24 protein-coding genes and 3 tRNA genes are annotated in these 18,005 nt (G+C 41.0%); 8 read left to right on the top strand and 19 right to left on the bottom strand.

Annotation, left to right across the window (positions count from 1 at the left end; all coding sequences use genetic code 11):
* Position 1: 1 nt before the first annotated feature.
* The 3 genes from C2758_RS04390 to C2758_RS04380 all read right to left on the bottom strand — a co-directional run bounded on the left by C2758_RS04390 (position 2) and on the right by C2758_RS04380 (position 2,437).
* Positions 2-1,363 (bottom strand): cytochrome ubiquinol oxidase subunit I, encoded by a 1,362-nt coding sequence (locus C2758_RS04390; protein WP_215329761.1) that lies wholly within the window; start codon positions 1,361-1,363, stop codon positions 2-4.
* Positions 1,364-1,399: 36 nt separating this feature from the next.
* Positions 1,400-2,056 (bottom strand): peroxiredoxin, encoded by a 657-nt coding sequence (locus tag C2758_RS04385; protein ID WP_215329760.1) that lies wholly within the window; start codon positions 2,054-2,056, stop codon positions 1,400-1,402.
* A gap of 310 nt (positions 2,057-2,366) precedes the next feature.
* Positions 2,367-2,437, bottom strand: a tRNA-Arg gene (locus C2758_RS04380).
* Between the two features lie 90 nt (positions 2,438-2,527).
* On the opposite strand from C2758_RS04380, the gene C2758_RS04375 reads away from it, so the two are divergent.
* The gene (locus C2758_RS04375) at positions 2,528-3,547 is read left to right on the top strand and encodes a site-specific integrase (RefSeq protein ID WP_215329759.1); all 1,020 of its coding nucleotides are present in this window, start codon (positions 2,528-2,530) and stop codon (positions 3,545-3,547) included.
* Positions 3,548-3,563: 16 nt separating this feature from the next.
* Here C2758_RS04375 and C2758_RS04370 read toward each other — a convergent pair whose 3' ends face one another.
* Together C2758_RS04370 and C2758_RS04365 are read right to left on the bottom strand one after the other, a co-directional pair.
* Positions 3,564-4,586: an HNH endonuclease domain-containing protein gene (locus tag C2758_RS04370; RefSeq protein ID WP_215329758.1), complete on the bottom strand. Its 1,023-nt coding sequence runs from the start codon at positions 4,584-4,586 to the stop codon at positions 3,564-3,566.
* Positions 4,587-4,588: 2 nt separating this feature from the next.
* Positions 4,589-4,972, bottom strand: coding sequence for an HIT family protein (locus C2758_RS04365; RefSeq protein WP_215329757.1), 384 nt, complete (start codon positions 4,970-4,972; stop codon positions 4,589-4,591).
* Positions 4,973-5,079: 107 nt separating this feature from the next.
* On the opposite strand from C2758_RS04365, the gene C2758_RS04360 reads away from it, so the two are divergent.
* Together C2758_RS04360 and C2758_RS04355 are read left to right on the top strand one after the other, a co-directional pair.
* Entirely contained in the window at positions 5,080-5,400 is a 321-nt protein-coding gene (locus C2758_RS04360) for a hypothetical protein (protein ID WP_215329756.1), read from the top strand.
* 256 nt (positions 5,401-5,656) lie between these two features.
* Positions 5,657-7,093, top strand: coding sequence for a hypothetical protein (locus C2758_RS04355; protein WP_215329755.1), 1,437 nt, complete (start codon positions 5,657-5,659; stop codon positions 7,091-7,093).
* Here the strand turns inward: C2758_RS04355 and C2758_RS04350 are convergent.
* The 3 genes from C2758_RS04350 to C2758_RS04340 form a co-directional block, all read right to left on the bottom strand.
* Positions 7,090-7,644, bottom strand: coding sequence for a hypothetical protein (locus tag C2758_RS04350; protein WP_215329754.1), 555 nt, complete (start codon positions 7,642-7,644; stop codon positions 7,090-7,092). The genes C2758_RS04355 and C2758_RS04350 overlap by 4 nt on opposite strands.
* 98 nt (positions 7,645-7,742) lie before the next feature.
* Positions 7,743-8,375: a hypothetical protein gene (locus C2758_RS04345; protein WP_215329753.1), complete on the bottom strand. Its 633-nt coding sequence runs from the start codon at positions 8,373-8,375 to the stop codon at positions 7,743-7,745.
* A gap of 20 nt (positions 8,376-8,395) precedes the next feature.
* On the bottom strand, positions 8,396-9,013 hold the full coding sequence (locus C2758_RS04340; protein WP_215329752.1) for a hypothetical protein: 618 nt from the start codon (positions 9,011-9,013) through the stop codon (positions 8,396-8,398).
* A 105-nt stretch (positions 9,014-9,118) separates the two neighbouring features.
* Between C2758_RS04340 and C2758_RS04335 the strand changes: the two genes are divergently transcribed.
* Both C2758_RS04335 and C2758_RS04330 read left to right on the top strand, forming a co-directional pair.
* Positions 9,119-9,313, top strand: coding sequence for a hypothetical protein (locus C2758_RS04335; RefSeq protein WP_215329751.1), 195 nt, complete (start codon positions 9,119-9,121; stop codon positions 9,311-9,313).
* A gap of 40 nt (positions 9,314-9,353) precedes the next feature.
* Positions 9,354-9,686, top strand: coding sequence for a hypothetical protein (locus tag C2758_RS04330; protein WP_215329750.1), 333 nt, complete (start codon positions 9,354-9,356; stop codon positions 9,684-9,686).
* 194 nt (positions 9,687-9,880) lie between these two features.
* On the opposite strand, the gene C2758_RS04325 is transcribed toward C2758_RS04330, so the two are convergent.
* The 4 genes from C2758_RS04325 to C2758_RS04310 are packed head-to-tail and all read right to left on the bottom strand — an operon-like array spanning position 9,881 to position 11,521.
* Positions 9,881-10,465: a hypothetical protein gene (locus C2758_RS04325; RefSeq protein WP_215329749.1), complete on the bottom strand. Its 585-nt coding sequence runs from the start codon at positions 10,463-10,465 to the stop codon at positions 9,881-9,883.
* Positions 10,455-10,721, bottom strand: a complete 267-nt coding sequence (locus C2758_RS04320) for a hypothetical protein (RefSeq protein WP_215329748.1) — start codon at positions 10,719-10,721, stop codon at positions 10,455-10,457. The genes C2758_RS04325 and C2758_RS04320 overlap by 11 nt, the downstream gene beginning before the upstream one ends.
* Before the next feature lie 52 nt (positions 10,722-10,773).
* Entirely contained in the window at positions 10,774-10,992 is a 219-nt protein-coding gene (locus tag C2758_RS04315; protein ID WP_215329747.1) for a hypothetical protein, read from the bottom strand.
* A 58-nt stretch (positions 10,993-11,050) separates the two neighbouring features.
* On the bottom strand, positions 11,051-11,521 hold the full coding sequence (locus C2758_RS04310) for a hypothetical protein (RefSeq protein ID WP_215329746.1): 471 nt from the start codon (positions 11,519-11,521) through the stop codon (positions 11,051-11,053).
* A 36-nt stretch (positions 11,522-11,557) separates the two neighbouring features.
* Between C2758_RS04310 and C2758_RS04305 the strand changes: the two genes are divergently transcribed.
* Positions 11,558-11,728 carry a hypothetical protein gene (locus C2758_RS04305; RefSeq protein WP_215329745.1) on the top strand — a complete coding sequence of 57 codons (171 nt, stop codon included), beginning with the start codon at positions 11,558-11,560 and terminating at the stop codon, positions 11,726-11,728.
* Positions 11,729-11,774: 46 nt separating this feature from the next.
* On the opposite strand, the gene C2758_RS04300 is transcribed toward C2758_RS04305, so the two are convergent.
* The 3 genes from C2758_RS04300 to C2758_RS04290 form a co-directional block, all read right to left on the bottom strand.
* Positions 11,775-11,933 (bottom strand): hypothetical protein, encoded by a 159-nt coding sequence (locus tag C2758_RS04300; RefSeq protein ID WP_215329744.1) that lies wholly within the window; start codon positions 11,931-11,933, stop codon positions 11,775-11,777.
* A gap of 365 nt (positions 11,934-12,298) precedes the next feature.
* Positions 12,299-12,375, bottom strand: a tRNA-Arg gene (locus C2758_RS04295).
* A gap of 35 nt (positions 12,376-12,410) precedes the next feature.
* Positions 12,411-12,487: transfer RNA gene (locus C2758_RS04290), tRNA-Pro, on the bottom strand.
* A gap of 60 nt (positions 12,488-12,547) precedes the next feature.
* On the opposite strand from C2758_RS04290, the gene C2758_RS04285 reads away from it, so the two are divergent.
* Together C2758_RS04285 and C2758_RS04280 are read left to right on the top strand one after the other, a co-directional pair.
* Complete coding sequence (locus C2758_RS04285) at positions 12,548-12,913, top strand: hypothetical protein (RefSeq protein ID WP_215329743.1); 366 nt, start codon at positions 12,548-12,550, stop codon at positions 12,911-12,913.
* 90 nt (positions 12,914-13,003) lie between these two features.
* Entirely contained in the window at positions 13,004-15,109 is a 2,106-nt protein-coding gene (locus tag C2758_RS04280; protein WP_215329742.1) for a TonB-dependent receptor, read from the top strand.
* A gap of 8 nt (positions 15,110-15,117) precedes the next feature.
* On the opposite strand, the gene C2758_RS04275 is transcribed toward C2758_RS04280, so the two are convergent.
* Genes C2758_RS04275 through ppk2 form a run of 4 tightly spaced genes read right to left on the bottom strand, consistent with a single transcriptional unit; the run spans position 15,118 to position 18,003 of the window.
* The gene (locus C2758_RS04275; protein ID WP_215329741.1) at positions 15,118-15,645 is read right to left on the bottom strand and encodes a chromate transporter; all 528 of its coding nucleotides are present in this window, start codon (positions 15,643-15,645) and stop codon (positions 15,118-15,120) included.
* Positions 15,642-16,214 (bottom strand): chromate transporter, encoded by a 573-nt coding sequence (locus tag C2758_RS04270; protein ID WP_215329740.1) that lies wholly within the window; start codon positions 16,212-16,214, stop codon positions 15,642-15,644. The genes C2758_RS04275 and C2758_RS04270 overlap by 4 nt, the downstream gene beginning before the upstream one ends.
* Positions 16,211-17,038, bottom strand: coding sequence for a hypothetical protein (locus C2758_RS04265; RefSeq protein WP_215329739.1), 828 nt, complete (start codon positions 17,036-17,038; stop codon positions 16,211-16,213). The genes C2758_RS04270 and C2758_RS04265 overlap by 4 nt, the downstream gene beginning before the upstream one ends.
* A gap of 59 nt (positions 17,039-17,097) precedes the next feature.
* On the bottom strand, positions 17,098-18,003 hold the full coding sequence (gene ppk2 / locus C2758_RS04260; RefSeq protein WP_215329738.1) for a polyphosphate kinase 2: 906 nt from the start codon (positions 18,001-18,003) through the stop codon (positions 17,098-17,100).
* Positions 18,004-18,005 lie beyond the last annotated feature (2 nt).

The raw sequence follows: 18,005 nt of genomic DNA, 5'->3' as shown, positions 1-18,005 counted from the left end.
CTTAAGTCCTAAAAAGGCTCCACGAAGTTTCAGGCTTTTTCTCTAATTGAAAATTGGGATTTTCTTTATCGTCAGCCTGACGAGCCAAGTAGAAAACTACCCAAATGTAAGCAGCTAACAAACCCACATAAAGAGCCAAATAAGCAAATAGAGTAGAAAAGACCATGCCCGTTGGCAAAGTCGTTGCGGCCTGTGCAGTGGTTAGCACTCCAGTCACCAAATAAGGTTGTCGTCCAATTTCAGTTACATACCAACCGGCTAAGACGGCAACCCAGCCAGAGAAGGTCATTAGCACTAAACCTTTGGCTAACAACTTTGGTAAAGGTCGATTTTGACGCATCTGCCAACGTCCCAACCATGAAAATAAGAGCATTAAGACACCAATGCCAACCATCACTCTAAAAGCAAAAAATACAGGGGCAACAGGCGGAATCTTATCTCCAAAGTCATTCAATCCCTTGACCTCACCATCCCAACTATGGGTTAAATAAAAAGACGCCAACTTAGGAATGCTAATCTCATAATCGTTGGTACGAGTTTGTTTATTGGGTACCCCAAAGATCACTGCAGGCACACCAGCACCACCATTCCAAATTCCCTCCATGGCGGCTAGCTTTGCAGGCTGATGATGAAGGGTATTTAGGCCATGTAGATCACCAAGGACAATTTGAATAGGCGTTAAAACCATGGCGGCAGTAAGCGCCATTTTCATCACCATCAAATTTGCTTCAGAACGACTATTGCGTAAGTAGCGGTAAGCAGAAATACCGGCTAAGAAAAACGATACAGTCAAAAATGAAGCTAACATCATATGGCTAAGGCGATAAGGCATCGATGGATTAAAGACGATAGCCAGCCAATCAACGGCATGCGCTCTGCCATCAATCATGGTGAAACCCTGTGGGGTTTGCATCCATGAATTTAAAGCAATAATCCAAAAGGCTGACAGGCTAGTGCCAAAAGCCACTAAAAAGGTAGCTAATGTATGCACTCGTTGCGAAACACGCTTTGCACCAAACAACATGACGCCTAAGAAAGTTGCTTCAAGGAAAAAGGCTGTTAGGACTTCGTAGGCCAATAATGGACCGGCAATGTTGCCAACTGTCTCCATGTACCCAGGCCAGTTTGTTCCAAACTGAAAACTCATCGTGATACCACTCACGACACCCAAAGCAAATGTTAGAGCAAAGATTTTGATCCAGAACTGATACGCCTCTTTCCAGCAATCTAGTCCAGTCCTATTGTGCTGAATCTTGAAGTAAAAGAGGAACCAGCCTAAGGCAATCGAAATGGTTGGAAATAGAATGTGGAAAGAAATATTCGCTCCAAATTGGATTCTGCTCAAAATAAGTGTGTCCAACATCTCATTACCCCTTGTTTTTATTTAGATTCACACAAATTACTTTTTGGGTGCTTTAGCGTATCGCAGATAAGGCAACTTGATGTCAATATCACCAAACTGAGCTTTTGCCTGCTCATCATTAAGGGACAGACCCACGATCACATCTTGACCAGGAATCCAGTTTGCTGGGGTTGCCAATGGCACGCCATCGGTTATTTGGATTGCATCTAAAGCCCTGAGAATTTCCGCAAAGTTACGACCGACTGACATTGGATAAGACATAGTCAGGCGTAGTTTCTTATCTGGGCCAATAATAAATACGGTACGAACAGTAGCACTATGGGCAGGTGTCCGACCATCTGGCAAATAAGCATCCGCAGGCAACATGTCATACAGTTTGGCAACCTGTAATGAAGTATCGTCAATGATTGGAAAATCTGCTGGCGCTCCTGCAAAAGCGCTTATGTCCTGCTTCCACTTTTGATGCTCTTCTACACTATCAACTGAAACACCCATCACCTTAGTATTGCGCTTAGTAAACTCGGGCGCCAACTGAGCAACCGCACCAAACTCAGTCGTGCATACAGGAGTGAAGTCTTTTGGATGTGAAAACAAAATAGCATAGCTATCTCCAATCCAATCATGCAAGGTTAACTCACCAGCGGTTGAGTCAGTTGTGAAGTTTGGTGCAATATCGTTAATTCGTAGTGACATGTTATTTCCTATTTAAATTCTTTAATCGTACTACGCTCTATTCAAGCCAAAAAGAGTAAGTAATGAAATTAAGATCAATCATTTGATTTAGATCAAATTGAGCATGATCTTTTATTTGATTATTGAACTTTAACTATACCATCATTTTATATTTTTATATAATATATTTAAATATGACGTATATTGAGTCAGGTTATCAATAAAACGCATTGAAAATTCACTCCAACCTACGAACAAACTGTGTAATCACTGTGCAATGGACTTTAACGGCCCCATAGCTACTGTATCCGCTTGAAATGCTTGAGGTTTTTGGCCTGCCCAGCACGATTCGAACGTGCGACCTACGCCTTAGAAGGGCGTTGCTCTATCCAGCTGAGCTATTAAAAGCCCTGCTAAATCAATGACTAAGTAATCAATCAAGCAACTAGACAGTGTTCTTGGACAACTCCTTGGACAAGAAGGTCTAGACAAATGGCTTCTATTACACAACGCAGCGGCTCTTACAGAGTGCGAATCTTTCGAAAAAACGACAAAACTATCAGCAAATCTTTTAGTAGTGAACCAGAAGCAATACAGTGGCTTAAAAAGACGCAGGCACAGCTTGAACTGGGTCTATATCAGGAAGAAGTTAAAAATCAGGTCACTGTAAAGGTAGCGTTTAGTGAAGCAGTAGAAAAATACATCCCTGCTCATTCGGTACATAAGGGCAATCACAAGACAGAAGCTGGAATCCTAAGAGTACTTGCCTGTCGCTGGGAAGGTCAAAACCTGAGTGCCATCAGTAAACAAGATATTGTCTTACTCAAAGACGACCTCTTAGCTAAAGGTCGAGCAGCCTCCACAGTCAATCATTATTTAAACGCCCTCTCCCAGCTTTATCAGATTGCCATTAACGAATGGGGGCTAAAACTTACCAATCCAATCACGGGTATTAAGCGGATGTCTGAGCCACAAGGGCGCATGAAACGGCTCTCAGTAGAAGCGGAAGCTACCCTACTTGCCTGCTGTCATGAACTCCACTTAGATTATCTTGCTGACATCATTGCGGTGGCTATAGAGACAGGAATGCGATGCGGAGAAATTCTGTCAATGCGATGGGAGGATGTTGACTTTATAAATCGTAGAGTGTTACTCAGAGACACCAAGAATGGAGATTCAAGGCAAGTTCCCCTATCGTCTCGGGTAAAAACAATCCTCGAGCAACTATCAACCAGAAATACTGATGAATTAGTCTTTCCTTATTGTCGCTGGGCAATCAGAAGGCACTACACAAGAGTTGTCAAGCAATCAGAAAAAGCCCACAAGGGAGTGCAGAATCCATTTACGGATTTACGCTTTCATGACCTAAGACACGAAGCTCTGAGTAGGCTATCTGACAAAGGCTTAAATGTGATGGAAATCGCTCATATTAGCGGACACCGAACACTTGCCATGCTCAGACGCTATACACATCCTTGTCATGAAACTCTATTGGGCAAATTAGATAAGTAAATTAAATCATTGAAAATTAAAAGCACTCCATATCTTTTTTTGGAGGCTCCCATGAGTGAAGTAACTTGGAGATAGCTTTGTTGTAATAATCATTTAAATAATGCCTTCTACTGACCAAGTCACTACCGGTTTGGTTCATTAGCGTTTCTCGCAAAGGATGATGACTAGCAATCAAAAACTCATTTCGTCTAGACAAACGCTCAAGCAGTGGAAGTGTCGGTATTTTTTGATGCTTTCCACCCTCGCCAGCGTTACATTGAGGGCAAGCAAGAACTAGATTCCAAATTCCGTTAATTAATTTAAAGGTTGAGTCCTTTTGCAAGACAAATGGGAAGAAATGGTCAACTTCTGTATCGCTACCGTCATCCGCATGAATATCTGTAAAACAATAAAAACACTTCCCTTTTTGATAACCGTTTAATGCTCCACGGCAACTTGTAATTGTCTTTCTACGCCGTGCCGAGTCAAGAGTGAATAATGTCTGTTCATCATTATCATGTTGGATTTCAATGAGATTGGAAGATATACCTAATCCCCAAGCTGTCTCGACAAGATTCCAACGAGACTCAACCTCTGCACTTAAATTTCCAAACTGAATTCTTTCAATTAATCTAGAAAATTCTTCAGTAATACGAATGCCGTTATTGACAACTCTTTCATCGATATAAAATTTTTTGGCTACCTCACCAGCTCCAACGATATGAAACGCATCGATTACATTATTAAAACCAAGTTTGACCGTTTCTTCAATCAATCTATTTTGGTTTGGTTCATCAATTCCATATCTTTTACATGCTTCTAAAAATTTACTAGAAGAAGCTGTAATTTGTTTTGGCGAATGTCGAAGATGCTCTGCAAGATAGGTGGAAAATGGAATAGCAAGGTCGCTTAATTTCAATAGCTGACCAGCCTCAGGCTTAAGACTCAACAAACTCTTTGCTAATGCAAATTTATAACTCGCAACATTACGACCAAATAAAATAATTGCACGCCAATAATCCTCAATGACTGGCTCTTTGGCAATGAATTGATTAGACATAATTATTCTGGAGCCTTGTAAAAACCTTTGCCTGGAATTAGGTGCCTGATACCACCTCTTGGATTTTCTACGTCGCCCCTACGCCTAGGAATGAGATGAATGTGGCAATGGAAAATTGTCTGTCCAGCCATTTCGCCGGCGTTCATCCCTATATTGAATCCATCAATTAAGTCATCCTCTGCAAGCATAGAATTCTTGAGCTGCCTCATTAAATCATTGCAAGCAAGCACTTCTTCATCGGAAAGGTCGAAGTATGTAACAACATGACGCTTTGGAATGATTAAGCTATGAAGAGGTGTAACTGGAAAGCCATCGCGAATTGCATAACAAAATTCATTTTGAGCGATTATTCGTTCATCAGGTATTTCACAAAATAAGCATGTCATCTGGAAGCCAAAGGTTATTTTTGTCTTAGCTTACCGCATGTTTACTATTGACTTTACCTCTTCAAATCTGCTAAAGGTAGTTCTAGACAACCCACTAGGACACACAGATGACAGTATTACAGGACGAAGTGAATGTTTTCCCCTCAAAGGAACACTTAAACCCTATTTTGGAGCGATTTAAGCAATCCTCCTTCCAACCAGACATTCAGTCCTATGTCACTCTGGATGCAAAGATATACGAGGATAGAACCTATTGGCTAGAACTTCATGCAAAGTATTTTGGTACTGAGATGGAGATATTTCTTCATAAGCATCATGGGGAACTAGATGAAGCCATGAAGTATCTAAAGAGCTTAAATCAGCTCACTGGAGATATGATGCATTTCATCAAAAGACACGACCTAAGAAGCCCTGTAGAGATTGAATAATGGAATACAAGTAACCGAGTAATAGTCAAAAACGGTTAATTCAACTTCTTGGTAAAAATGCTGCACAGAATTGCCTCAATAGGCTGTAATTTACAAGATATGTATGACTAGGTAGCACCCTCTGATGGTCTCTATTTATCGATATTTATCTAAGATTTATTTACTCTGATGACCTTGAAATACAAGTATTTATTGATAAGCTGTATGTAGTATTTATTGTCTTTATTTGCTCTGAATCTGCTCACGATAGCCCTTAATGAATAAACCTAAGTCTTTATCTTCTAATGTCTCTAAGAAGCCCTCTGCAGGGACTCTTCAGGGGTATAGGGAAGCTGTAAGCGATGAGGTAGTTTTTCTCTCAATTAGGAGGTATTCAGAGCATCCAGAGGTATATGCTGCAGCAGATTTACTAGTCAAGGAATTTAGTAAGACCAGACAAAGGCTCAAGAACAAAGATAAGTTACCAAAAGATGCAAAGAAGCTCATAGCCTCTATTTGGATGCACGAAGGCTTATTTCGTTTCACTACCAAAGCTGAGCATTTCAGTAAAGGTAAGCGTAAACAGGTTTGGATGACCAACAGAACTCTTGACTTATTCAACTGCATGAGAGGGTTGAAATGGGTTAAAGAGGTTAAGGGTGCAATACCTCCATATTTAGCTAAGAATGAGATTGGTTTCTCAGCCATTTACACATCGACAGATACATTCAAAACACTGCTGAGAAGCCTTACAAAGGAAGATATAACTATTAACCCTGACTTACCTTGTGTACTGCGTAAGAACGCTGATAAACAGGTCATAGAAGAGCCTGAGAGCTTTTATAGCTCCAAGCCCTACAAAGAGCATCAAAGCCTTATACAAGCTCATTTAGAGCGTTTGAGAAGACATAAAACTTGCTGGGCTGACGACTCTGAAATTGACCCAATTGAGCTGCTTTTAACCCGTCAATTTACTGAAGATTTTGCTCATGGCGGTAGGTGGTATTGCAACTTTCAGAATAAGCCAAAGGCGGTCAGAAATAGCATCACCATTGGTGGAAAACCAGTTGGTAGTTTAGATATTACCCAGTGTCATCCAATGCTCATTCTGCGAATATTCAAGGGTAAAGAGTCTGAGGATGGTTTATTCAGTCGCCATAACGAGGATGTGTATCAAGTTGCTGGATTTGAGCATTTAGATAGAGGCATCCGCAAGAAGGCTGTCAATACGCTCTTTAATGCAAATAATGAAGCTGAAGCAATTAAATCCCTTGGAAATACTCATTGGTGGATTGATGGTATTACTAGTGAAGTTGAGATTGAGACTTATAGGGGTAAAAAGAAGCGTTGGGGAAGCCCCATATTTAAAGATGCTAAAGAGGTCAAAAAGTTTATTGGTAACTTTAAGCTAGTGCATCCTGATTTTGTTGATGCGCTTGGAACTGGTATTGGTTTGCAATTACAAGGTTTTGATGGGGCAGTAACGCATCAAGTATTGAAGTTTTCGGAATCGATTGATTTACCACTTATTCCAATCCACGAGGAGTATTTGGTTGCTGAGGATAAAAAAGCTGTTGTTGAAGAGGTATTGAGGTCATCAATACAAGTTGTACTTCAAAAGGCAGGTCAGTACGGTACTTTAAGTGCCAAATGGACAAACTCTTTAGGCGACGAAACAAAAGTAAAAATTGATTTGACTGGAAAAAAACTCTAAATCTTTAGTGTCTTTTGGCTTAGATTGTTGTTGATGATTATCAAAGTACGAAGAATATTCTTGTTACTCTCATACAAGGGGGCATCAACCTTGTTAAGTTCATTAAAATAATCTTCAGCCAACATATAGAAATTGAAGTCACCATCTTTAATAAGTTGATAAAAGTTTTTGCATACTTGGTCTAGGTCGCCTCTTGGGGTTGCTTTGAACTTTTGCTTCATTTCTTCATATTGGTTACTAATTTCTGTATCTAAAACTTTATTAAAGGTAATCGCTGATTTTTCTCCCTGCCTTTTTGTAATGAGGGCAGTATTGATTTCCTTAATACTACCCATTATTGGCGGGAGCTTCTCCAAGAACTCATTGCCATAATTTAAGTAAAAACCTCGCATATTAGAACTCTGACAAGCAGGTACGATTGAACTAACTATCGAAATAACAGACCCCATCCTACCTATCGAGTACCCCATTTTTTCAAAAGATTCTTTATTGCCTTGAGCAAAAGCCCCTGTGCAGAGAACACAAGTAACAAAAATTAGAATCTTCTTCATATTCAGCCCCGAGTACAAGTAAGCAAATTGTTCTCTACACTTGATTTTCCTTAACATCCTTGCGTCACCTATTTAGTAACTAGCTAACCCAATCAAAATCACTTCTTTTTGAAAACCCATTTTTGATTATCTATTTCTAAGGCTTGTTTTTGAGCGTTTGCTGCCTCAATTTCAGCCTTACACGGAATGCATTCGCTCTCAAATACCCACCTTCCATCAACTTGCTCAATTAGACGAGGAATACCAACTTTTGACCTAATCTGAGGACACTGACCCCACTTTTTATCAATCATTCTCTCTATAAAGAATCTTGCTGGAAGAAATCTGTCAAATATCGTAAGTTTATCTCCACTCTCCAGTTGACCAACAACCCAGTAATGCAATCCAAATATTGGTAATTGATTAAAACTGTTGGGGCAATATTTTTGGATTTCCTTGAGTTCAGGTGTAACTGCATAGTCTGGATTGCCTGCAGTGACATAACCTCTTCCGAACATGGCTTTATTAGCTATTAGCTCACATTGTTTTGTTCGGTCATTAAATTTAGCTTTTTCCATGACATCTCTAAAGTCTTTTGGTGTTTCTGGCGACTTTATTTGAGTAGCTTCCCAGCATAATTCAGCATAGTTGTAGCCAGTTAAATAAAGCACATTGAAGTATGCAAGGGTAAGAAAAATACATGGCACGGCAGCAAACAAGATGTACTTTAGCTTACCGTGTATTTCGTTCATTTTTAAACGAAGGAAATGCATCATACCTTTGCTCTCCATAAAAACACCAAGCCAACAATCAAAACTAAGCCAATTAAAATTAACATAGACCAATTAAGTGAAAAGTTCTCTATCTTGCTTCTCTCCACCTTAACAACATCGAAGCCATTAACTAACCGTAATTGCATGTTTTTCTTTTCTACCTCTTGGCATAGATTTTTATCGGCTTTAGGTTTTGGAATGCGAACGCCGCTAACTTCTTGGGTTATACGATTTATGGTGTACAGGTAATAAGTGCAAGTTGGAGCATAGTCGGCATAAATAATTTGGGAATCATCCCACTTTAATACTGGATAAGTTTCTACGCTTACATTTAAAAAAGGTGTGCCTGAGCCAATTGGAAATATCGAAGCATACCCTTCTCGACAAGTCGCCTCTCTTTTTAGACATACGATTTCAGATGTTCTAAGGGGATTTCCCATCTCATCTGGAGCAGTCATTGTCCATGTCCCTTTTGCGGTCACATATCCTAACTTATTCCAGAAAACATCCTCAGCATTTAAAGTAAAACTGGGGAGAGATACAGGAACAGCATCCCTTATCTTGTAATGCTGAAATAGAAAGAAAACAAAAAGAGAAATTAAAGCTATGGTTGTCAAGCCAATTGAGTAAAGACTTCTTTTGAGCATTTGCTAGTCTTTCAACTTATTAGAAGTAATATAACCATTCTAGCCCTAAGAGATGTCTGCAATAAGCCTAAAATTATGATTAAACTGATAACAATCTTATATTGCATCATCTTAATGGGCGCTGCTGTTGCGGCTGAGCCAGTCAAAATGAGTAAATCAGGCATTTGCCATGCCCCTAATTCGACCTATTACAACCAAACTAAGCACTTCACAACTTATAAGACTTTAGATGAGTGCTTGAAGGCTGGTGGAAAGCTGCCCAAGAAATGAAGAAATTATTATCCTTTTACTTTATTTCTTAACAAATTAGATGCTAACTCTCATCACGGGAATTTTAGGAGCGCTACTTGCTTTATTTTTTGCGACACTTGCTTATATTCAGGAAATTGAATCAATCGAAAAACCTGATGTTAGGGAAAGGATTGAATCAATAATTAAGCAGCTCCTCTTAGCGGTAACCGTTTATTTGTCAGAAATGATTATGTTTTTATTATTAATTGAAAATTCTGAGATGAGAAGTAATTCCCACAATACATATGAGCTTATTAAAGGCTTTTTAATTGCACTTTTTTATATGTATGTGATGTATTTAATTGGACGACTCTACGCAGTCATGTCGGGCTTTATTGAAAGGTTTGATTAGTTGAGAATCATTATCGGTCTGATTATCATTTTTTTGCTCCCTTGGCTTATAGCGAATTTTCAAGAGCCTGAAAATAATGATAGGTGGGGACAGGTCTACCTCAAATGGGTTGTCATTTTTGCAGGGCTTATCGCTATTTCACTGTTTTTTTAATTTATGCTTGTCAGATATTTACAGGACGGTACTTAAAATATTTACTGCTTCAGTTTATTAAGCTCTGGTGAATTTTTATCAAACCATACTGAATATTTTTTACCATCGTAGAGTCTTTTATAAATCATAACGGACTGGGATTCACAATTTGGTACTTTCATTTCAACAAAGCCAAATGGCTTACAAAACCAATGGTAGGAATTATTTTTAGTAATTGATATGAGTTTTTGTCCATCACCTTCCTTATCAAAATACCAATAAAAGTAGCCTCCATCTATGCTATTAGCGCTTGAGTATTCCTTGCTGGCTGCGGACATGACCTCGGCTAACTCCATGTTGTTTAAAGTGACCGCACTTTGTATTCGGTAAATATCCTCTTTAGCATTTATATTAATTTCTAAAAGTTGTCCGCTGATAGTGGTTGAACATATATAGCCACTTTTTTTATTGCAGACAAAGTCGGGATATTTCTTTAAAGCCTCACTTGCAGACATTCCTATTTTTAATCCGAGAATTTCTTCGTTATCTATGCTTTTTTTTCCATACAAGATAACAATAATTAAAAAGCAGATAGAGATAGCAAGGGCAATGAATATACCTTTTTTGTTGTATAAATTATTCACCATTGTCTCTTTCTGAAGGGCGCTCTAATTTTTCAATTCTTTCTGCTATCAAGGTTGCACTAATGCTCTGAATAATCGCAAAAATCATTAAGGCTAGGGGCAATAGATACCATTTCGAGTCTGAGAAGTATGAAACTGCGAGAGATACAGCTAATAAAAACCATGCGGCATTAGCCTTGTTATCTGAAGCCTTCTTAAATTCTTCTGAGCCTTTGCCCCGAAGAAATGCCTTCATAGCTAACTTGTCATGTAATCCCATATGTATTCAATCATCAATATTTGTTATTACGGGGAAATATTTAACTAATTATTTAATTACAGCGCACTACATAGCCATTATTGTTGATGACGCAATTCTTCGCTTGACCATTAACTTCACTACGAATGGTTTGATAGCTTTGAAACTGATATGGATTGATAGGGGCTACTGAACGGTCTAGGCTTGTTTGGGGTTTCTTAGGTTCAGGTTGAACCTTAAAGTCTTTCCACTCCTTATCTTGGGATTGAGCTAACAAGTAGCTATTAAACATTATTGACAGAACTAGAAAAATCAATCTAAACATTTGTTAACCTAGTCTCATAAAAGAATTAAAATTTATTCGTACCCCGTAATTCACACTTGCCATCTAAATTTGTAAATTTCTGTTGAGGTATGCCTGACATAATCTCTCCATAACCAATGACATATTCAGTCCATATTCCGTCAATTCGCGATATAGTGCCAATCCTAGTTTGACCCCATTCTCCATAATTTTGAGTGGCATAAGCTACGTAATCGAACTTATAGGATATTTTTGAATCAGAGATTTCTAAACTCACCAATGTTCTTTTGCTAGGCGAGTTACCAACCGTGTCACGGTTAACATTTTCACCATCCCAACTCATCTCCCATAACCCTTGTTTATTTTTTTTAAAGTCGATGGGTCTAGCACCCTTATCCTTAAATTGATTATGCTGACAGGCTAAATTGATTGATTGTGCTACCGCAGAAAAACAAATGCTTAATGAGAGCAATAGAGTTAGGGCAGTCGTTCTGATTATTGACATATTAGTTTCCATTCATATCTTCCACTAGATGGATTTAAAACTTGCTGGTTGTCACATCTAGAAGCCCCCAAGGGTGGTAAAACTAATGGTGGCAGTGGGGCTAGTGCAGCAGGTGTTAATGGGCAAATTGTTAGCGGACAAATTGGTGGCAAATCAATGGAGCTACTGCAAAGAGCTTGCATTTCTCCATTAACGCATCTACATATGCACTCAGCATGAGAAATAATTGGCATTAATAAAATGCTGAAGGCGAATAAATAAAGTTTCACTTCTTAAACTGACCTTTTTCACACCAATATTTAACCGTTACACCTGATTGCTTTTGAAATAGCTCTTCCGCTATTTGGCAGTTACCCATGTTGTAGGCTTCGCCATCCTTGGCGTCAAAGGTAGCAACATGCGTTCTAGCGTTTTCATTTCTCACCTGAGTTCTGTATAAAGTATAGGTGGAGTCTCCACACCCTGTAAGAAGTACTATTACCGCCAGTGATGGAACTATTAATTTCATATGCTGGGTATTTTTATAAGTACTTTTATACTAATCCTAGTTTTCATTGATTAGTCATTTTTCTTTTTTATGTGGCTATGCGGTATCCGTTGTAACCTATTGGAAGACTTACCCTACCCCCCCCCAATCAAGCCCGCTAGACAGAATTCTGGACAAGTATTTGGACAACAAACTGGTGTTTTGGACAAGTTTTCGCTATATTGGACAACTAAGTGAATACTGTCTCTGAATGCAGGGCTGACTGCAAAGTGTTGATTTAAAAGGATGAGGCAGAACTTTGGTGGCCTGCCCAGCACGATTCGAACGTGCGACCTACGCCTTAGAAGGGCGTTGCTCTATCCAGCTGAGCTATGGGCAGAATGTGCTGGGTATATCTAGAACAATAAGGGAAAGTGGTCGGAGTACAAGGATTCGAACCTTGGACCCCCTGCTCCCAAAGCAGGTGCGCTACCAGGCTGCGCTACACTCCGACGGAATCGATATTCTACACTGAGATGGCCTACAGGGGCAAATACTGTAAGATTCGGGGCATGGAAGCCTTATTTTTAAGCAAATTTAGAAAACAACTCAGGAGCTTCCTTGCTCTTTGTTTTTTGCTTGGCAGCTTACTAGGCACTCACTGGATTGGCTTTGCCCATGGCATCGCTCACTCCGGAATCCAACACCAAAATATTGAACTGAGTTGCAATGATCAAGCCCCCGCCCTTGGCCATAGCTTTGCCAGCTGCCATCTGCTTGATGCACTAACACTTGCTAGCTTTGTTGCCTCAACTCCAAACTTACTCCTTGGTACCAACCTCTTTCATGAGGTGCAGTTTGTATCCAATAGTTCTTCACTAGCCCAGACTCAAATTGGGCTTTATCAATCTAGAGCTCCACCTAGCTTCATTCTGTAATTCATCATCACGCCAAGCGAATGCTTGGCCTACCGATTTATTAAATGCATCAACCTTGTGAGGTGCATTTTTCAGAATGAAGGCTTTACTATGCGGCACCCCCATCCTTGCTTAGACAAGCAAAAGCTCATTTTTGTTCTTATCTATGGATTATTGAGCTCAGTCACCATCGCCCAATCAGCAACCCCAAGCTTAGAAATCACTGCAACGGGATCGCAAGAGGCTACTCAAAGCATTCTGACACCAACTAAGGTTTTGCAAGGCGATGAGTTACTGAACAAATTAGGCACAACTTTAGGCGCCACACTAGCCAATGAGCTTGGCGTATCAGCCACGGGATATGGCGCAGGCTCATCGCGACCAGTTATTCGTGGTCTTGAGGGTGCTCGTGTACAAATTTTGCAAAATGGCTTATCTGTTGGCGATGTATCTAACATCTCTCAAGATCATGCTGTTGGCAACAATATGCAAAATGCCCATCAAGTTGAAATTTTGCGTGGTGCAGCCGCCCTACTCTATGGCTCGGGTTCAAGCGGTGGACTTGTTAATGTAATCAACGATCGCATTCTGACTAACCTGCCTGATAGGCCAACCGGTGCAGTCAATACAAGCTACGAGACAGTGAACAACGGTAGAGCTGGAGCATTAGAGGTAGATGGTGCTTTTGGCTCAATAGCAGTGCACGTAGATACCGCAATTAATAATGCCAATAATTACCGCATACCTGGCAACTCAACGCAATCCCAAGGTGAGCCCGTAGGAGGATGGACTGTTCCTCCAGATGGCAACGGTGGCAATAACTACTCTGCTAAGTTGCCTAATAGCTTTAGTAACCAGAATAATTTAGGTGTTGGCGTTTCTTATATAGGTGAATCTGGCTACACCGGGGTTTCTGTAGAGCGCTTGAATAATAACTATGGCATTCCGACGCCTGAAGGTGGATCGATAAACCAATCGCAAAATCGATATGACGTCCAGCATCAAACTCGAGATCCATTTGCAGGATTTTCCTCTTTGAAATTGAGTGCAGCCAATTCGAATTACAACCATACTGAATTTAATAACGTGGGTGCAGCTGCCGCAGTTTGGAAGAATATTGCCAATGAGGCTCGCCTAGAATTGGCTCACAATCCGATAGCAGGATGGAAAGGTACTTTTGGCGCTCAAGTCTCTGCTGCCTCTCTTAATGCTACGGAAGTAGGCACTGGCAGTTATGCCATTGTTCCTCCCACTAAAACTAATTCCAATGCCTTATTCTGGATTGAGGAAGGGAAGTGGAATTCTCTACAAGGAAGCCTGGGTCTGCGATATAACCAAGTTGCCCAGAATCCCAATTTAGGCACGACTTTAGAGGCCCAGCCTACAGTTGATCCAACCGGAACTACTCCCAGTATTACTCTACAGAATCGTAAATTTAATCTCATGTCTTACTCTGCAGGTAGCTTATGGAACTTCACGGAGGGGTATGGAACTGGAGTGGCATATACGGTGTCACAAAGAGCGCCAAGTGCTCAAGAGCTCTATTCTTATGGAGCACATGAATCTACTGCTACCTTTGATATTGGCAACCCTAATCTCACTAAAGAAACCTCGCACAACTTAGAGTTCAATATGCAAAAGACCAGTGGATTGCTGAGAAGCAAGGCAAGTATTTATGCAAATCGATTTAATAACTATATTTATGGTTATTACACAGGTGCTGCTATCAATAACCCTGGGGGAGACGGCAATGGGTTTAATGTTGTGACAGCGCAGCAAGCTGCAGCAACGATCAAGGGTATTGAGGGCGAGCTGACTTACAACTGGAATCAAACCGGCTTAGGCAGTCGAGTTTTTGGCGATGCTTCACAGGGAACTTTTGATGCAGGAGGTAATCTACCCCTGCAGCCTGCACCCCGCTTAGGTGCAGAGTTAGCACACCAAAAAAATGGCTGGCTTACGAGTACGACTTACATCTACAGCTATCAACAGAATCGCTTGGCAAGCTGGGAGCAAGGCCCTGCCCCAAGCTATAACTTATTAAATGCGGGTATCTCATACACAGAAAAAGTAAGGGATGTAAATTGGACTGTGTATATGAATCTCAAAAACTTACTGAATGAGCAGATTCGATATGCAACGACACCAATGGCCGTGAGGTTGTATGCGCCTCAGCCTGGTAGAAGTCTGATGGTCGGCTTAAGAGGAACCTTCTAAACTTTTAACTAGTTCAAGTAGGACATTAGCAAAGCACCAAGTCCGCCAGAGCCCAAAATAACCAATACAGGGTTAATTTTGGTTCTGAGAATGAGATACAGGGTGACAAGAGCAAGCGCTAAGGTAATGCTACTCACTACAGATGCCTTAGCAACGGCATAAACACCGGATGACATGAGGCCAATCGAAATGGGCTCCAGCGCATTTTGAATAGATCGACGCCAAGGACTTTCTCCAAAACGATTCCATAAGTGCCCGACATAAAAACAGAGAACGCTTGAAGGCAAAAAGAAGGATAGCAAGACCACGCCTGCACCGATGAGTCCAGCAATTTGATAGCCAATCACTAAGACCATCAACATATTGGGGCCAGGCGCTAACTGACCAATACTATAGATATGAACAAATTGGGTGTGGTCTATGCCGAATTGATATGCGAGTATGGTTTGCATCTCTGGCAGCACAGCGGTACCGCCACCAACCGCGAGAATGGAAAGCAAGGCAAAGGTCCAAGCCAAGTGAATCAATAGGCTCATTGAGTTTTACCTGGTCGATACAGATAGAGTGATATCGGTGCCATAATCAGGATCACATATGGCAGTGAAAGCTTAAAGAGACTCATCAATATAAATGTGGCAACAATAATGGCCAAGGACTTCAGATGACGCCAGTGAGCATCTCCGATTTTGTAAGTAATTGCAGCTAGTAAGCCAGTAGCAGCTGCTGCAATTCCAGCTAGGATGAGATTAATCGAAGGATGATCTGCAGCGCTAGCGTAAATCATGCCAAACCCCAGCACGAGCAATGAGCCCGGAAATATTAAGCCCAAGGTGGCAATGACAGCGCCTTGCCACCCGCGTAGATGATCTCCAGCAAGCACTGCTAAGTTCACGGAGTTTAAGCCTGGCATTGTCTGGCTAATTGCTAAGTACGCCATAAATTCATCAGCACTGAGCCACTTGCGCTTTTCAACCAAGAGAATGCGTTCGTAGGCAATGATGCCGCCGCCAAAGCTGACAGCGCCAATAATCAAAAATTGTACAAAAAGATCACGTAAGTCTGGAGACTTAGTTATCGTCACATCATCTTGCATCTGAGAGTTCACTCAGGTTTTCCGTAGACTAAAGCTGTTTTAGTGCTGCCAATTTCTAACCAACTTTCTAGTTCGATTTGGAGCTTCTTGAAGAACTTATCAGCACGCTTATGTGCTTTTGCTTGACCACGATTGGCATCATTCACCCGATAAGAAAAAGCCAACTCTCCAACAATGGGATCGCCCACACTCTTCATCCAGATGGCAATCTCACAATGGGCCTGCACACCATCACCAAAAACCAGGTTTCCAATAGGCAGGCATGCTTCGAGAATCTTATTAGTGCGGCCACCAACAATGCGGATGGGTGATTTTTTATCAATTGGTAAAGTAACTAAGCTAGGGAAGAACTTAGCAACACTCGCTAGTGACTTTTCAAACAAACTATCAATGGGTACCGCATCTAAAATGGCATTATTAGAATAAATACTTCTAGCCGTTCCAATCGCATCACCTCGTAGAATTTCTTCTTTTAGTCGTAGGCGGGACTTAATCGATTTTTTAGGAGAGGGGTCGAATTGATGGGATTTAGCTAAATCATCTGTCCGGCACTTCAGAGTAACCTCGCACCAGTCATCAACCCAGATGTTTTGACGGGACTCTCGGACACGTAGAATAATGTTGTTGCGTCTGAAATCTTCGCCAGGGGTATCGTAAAAATAAATATTACGTAAACCAGTAGTAGCGTTATCAAGGTGAAAAAATTCCACCTTATTCTTTTTACAAAAACTCAGAATTTGTTCGCTTAAGGCGGTAATTCGGCTGCGCCGATCTAAGCCCTGCGGCTTAATCAGAAGCTTAAATTCTCTATTGGTAATGCTGTGCTTTGCTTTCAAGTGCCGGCCCCTTATTGAATAACAAGAGGTTAACACCCTCGAGACCTATATTTACAAAATCAATAGATCTCAGGAACGTACATATCTTTTGGTACAGGACCACGAAGATAGTCAGGGTTATGCACCCGTTCAGGCAAAGTGATTTCAGGGTGGGCAATTTCACTATAAGGAATTTGGGTCAGCAGATGCGAAATGCAATTGAGGCGGGCTTTTTTCTTATCATTTGCAGCCACAACCCACCACGGTGCCTCAGGAATATTGGTGCGCTCAAGCATGGTCTCTTTTGCCTTGGTATAGGCCTCCCAATGACGGCGAGCATCTAAGTCCATTGGACTCAGTTTCCATTGTTTTAATGGGTCATGGATGCGCACCATGAAGCGGCTATATTGCTCATCATCTGAAATAGAGAACCAATATTTAATCAGAATGATTCCGGAGCGAATAATCATGCGTTCAAACTCAGGGACCGTGCGCAAAAACTCTTCGTACTCGGCATCGTTACAAAATCCCATGACCTTTTCTACACCAGCGCGGTTGTACCAGCTACGATCAAACAAGACGATCTCGCCACCAGCAGGCAGGTTTGATACGTAGCGCTGAAAGTACCACTGGGTTTTTTCACGCTCGCTAGGTGCAGATAATGCAACGACTTTACAAACGCGGGGATTAAGTCGCTGAGTAATTCGTTTAATCGCGCCACCCTTACCCGCAGAATCGCGACCTTCAAATAAAACAGCCACCTTGAGTTTGTTTTCAACTACCCAATCTTGGAGTTTGACCAACTCACCCTGTAGGCGAAACAATTCTTTAAAGTAAACATTTCGGGGTATGACAGAGGCACTTCCGCCATCGGGTGACAAGCGATCATCATCGAGCTCCATTTCGAGCTCTTCATCCATGCTATCAAGAATGTCTTCTCGAGCACTCTTGTACCAATCATTTATTTCTTTATGCTTTGACGTCATAT

Source organism: Polynucleobacter sp. AP-Sving-400A-A2 (assembly GCF_018688155.1).
Taxonomy (GTDB): Bacteria; Pseudomonadota; Gammaproteobacteria; order Burkholderiales; family Burkholderiaceae; genus Polynucleobacter.
The sequence above is the reverse complement of the archived record's forward strand: the minus strand, read 5'-3'. Positions and strand labels throughout refer to the sequence as shown.

Bases quoted from the DNA above. Each gene is read 5' to 3' on its own strand.
- C2758_RS04390 (WP_215329761.1), bottom strand. From the start codon at position 1,363: ATGTTGGACACACTTATTTTGAGCAGAATCCAATTTGGAGCGAATATT.
- C2758_RS04385 (WP_215329760.1), bottom strand. From the start codon at position 2,056: ATGTCACTACGAATTAACGATATTGCACCAAACTTCACAACTGACTCA.
- C2758_RS04375 (WP_215329759.1), top strand. From the start codon at position 2,528: ATGGCTTCTATTACACAACGCAGCGGCTCTTACAGAGTGCGAATCTTT.
- C2758_RS04370 (WP_215329758.1), bottom strand. From the start codon at position 4,586: ATGTCTAATCAATTCATTGCCAAAGAGCCAGTCATTGAGGATTATTGG.
- C2758_RS04365 (WP_215329757.1), bottom strand. From the start codon at position 4,972: ATGACATGCTTATTTTGTGAAATACCTGATGAACGAATAATCGCTCAA.
- C2758_RS04360 (WP_215329756.1), top strand. From the start codon at position 5,080: ATGACAGTATTACAGGACGAAGTGAATGTTTTCCCCTCAAAGGAACAC.
- C2758_RS04355 (WP_215329755.1), top strand. From the start codon at position 5,657: ATGAATAAACCTAAGTCTTTATCTTCTAATGTCTCTAAGAAGCCCTCT.
- C2758_RS04350 (WP_215329754.1), bottom strand. From the start codon at position 7,644: ATGAAGAAGATTCTAATTTTTGTTACTTGTGTTCTCTGCACAGGGGCT.
- C2758_RS04345 (WP_215329753.1), bottom strand. From the start codon at position 8,375: ATGAACGAAATACACGGTAAGCTAAAGTACATCTTGTTTGCTGCCGTG.
- C2758_RS04335 (WP_215329751.1), top strand. From the start codon at position 9,119: ATGATTAAACTGATAACAATCTTATATTGCATCATCTTAATGGGCGCT.
- C2758_RS04330 (WP_215329750.1), top strand. From the start codon at position 9,354: ATGCTAACTCTCATCACGGGAATTTTAGGAGCGCTACTTGCTTTATTT.
- C2758_RS04325 (WP_215329749.1), bottom strand. From the start codon at position 10,465: ATGGTGAATAATTTATACAACAAAAAAGGTATATTCATTGCCCTTGCT.
- C2758_RS04320 (WP_215329748.1), bottom strand. From the start codon at position 10,721: ATGGGATTACATGACAAGTTAGCTATGAAGGCATTTCTTCGGGGCAAA.
- C2758_RS04315 (WP_215329747.1), bottom strand. From the start codon at position 10,992: ATGTTTAATAGCTACTTGTTAGCTCAATCCCAAGATAAGGAGTGGAAA.
- C2758_RS04310 (WP_215329746.1), bottom strand. From the start codon at position 11,521: ATGGAAACTAATATGTCAATAATCAGAACGACTGCCCTAACTCTATTG.
- C2758_RS04285 (WP_215329743.1), top strand. From the start codon at position 12,548: ATGGAAGCCTTATTTTTAAGCAAATTTAGAAAACAACTCAGGAGCTTC.
- C2758_RS04280 (WP_215329742.1), top strand. From the start codon at position 13,004: ATGCGGCACCCCCATCCTTGCTTAGACAAGCAAAAGCTCATTTTTGTT.
- C2758_RS04275 (WP_215329741.1), bottom strand. From the start codon at position 15,645: ATGAGCCTATTGATTCACTTGGCTTGGACCTTTGCCTTGCTTTCCATT.
- ppk2 (WP_215329738.1), bottom strand. From the start codon at position 18,003: ATGACGTCAAAGCATAAAGAAATAAATGATTGGTACAAGAGTGCTCGA.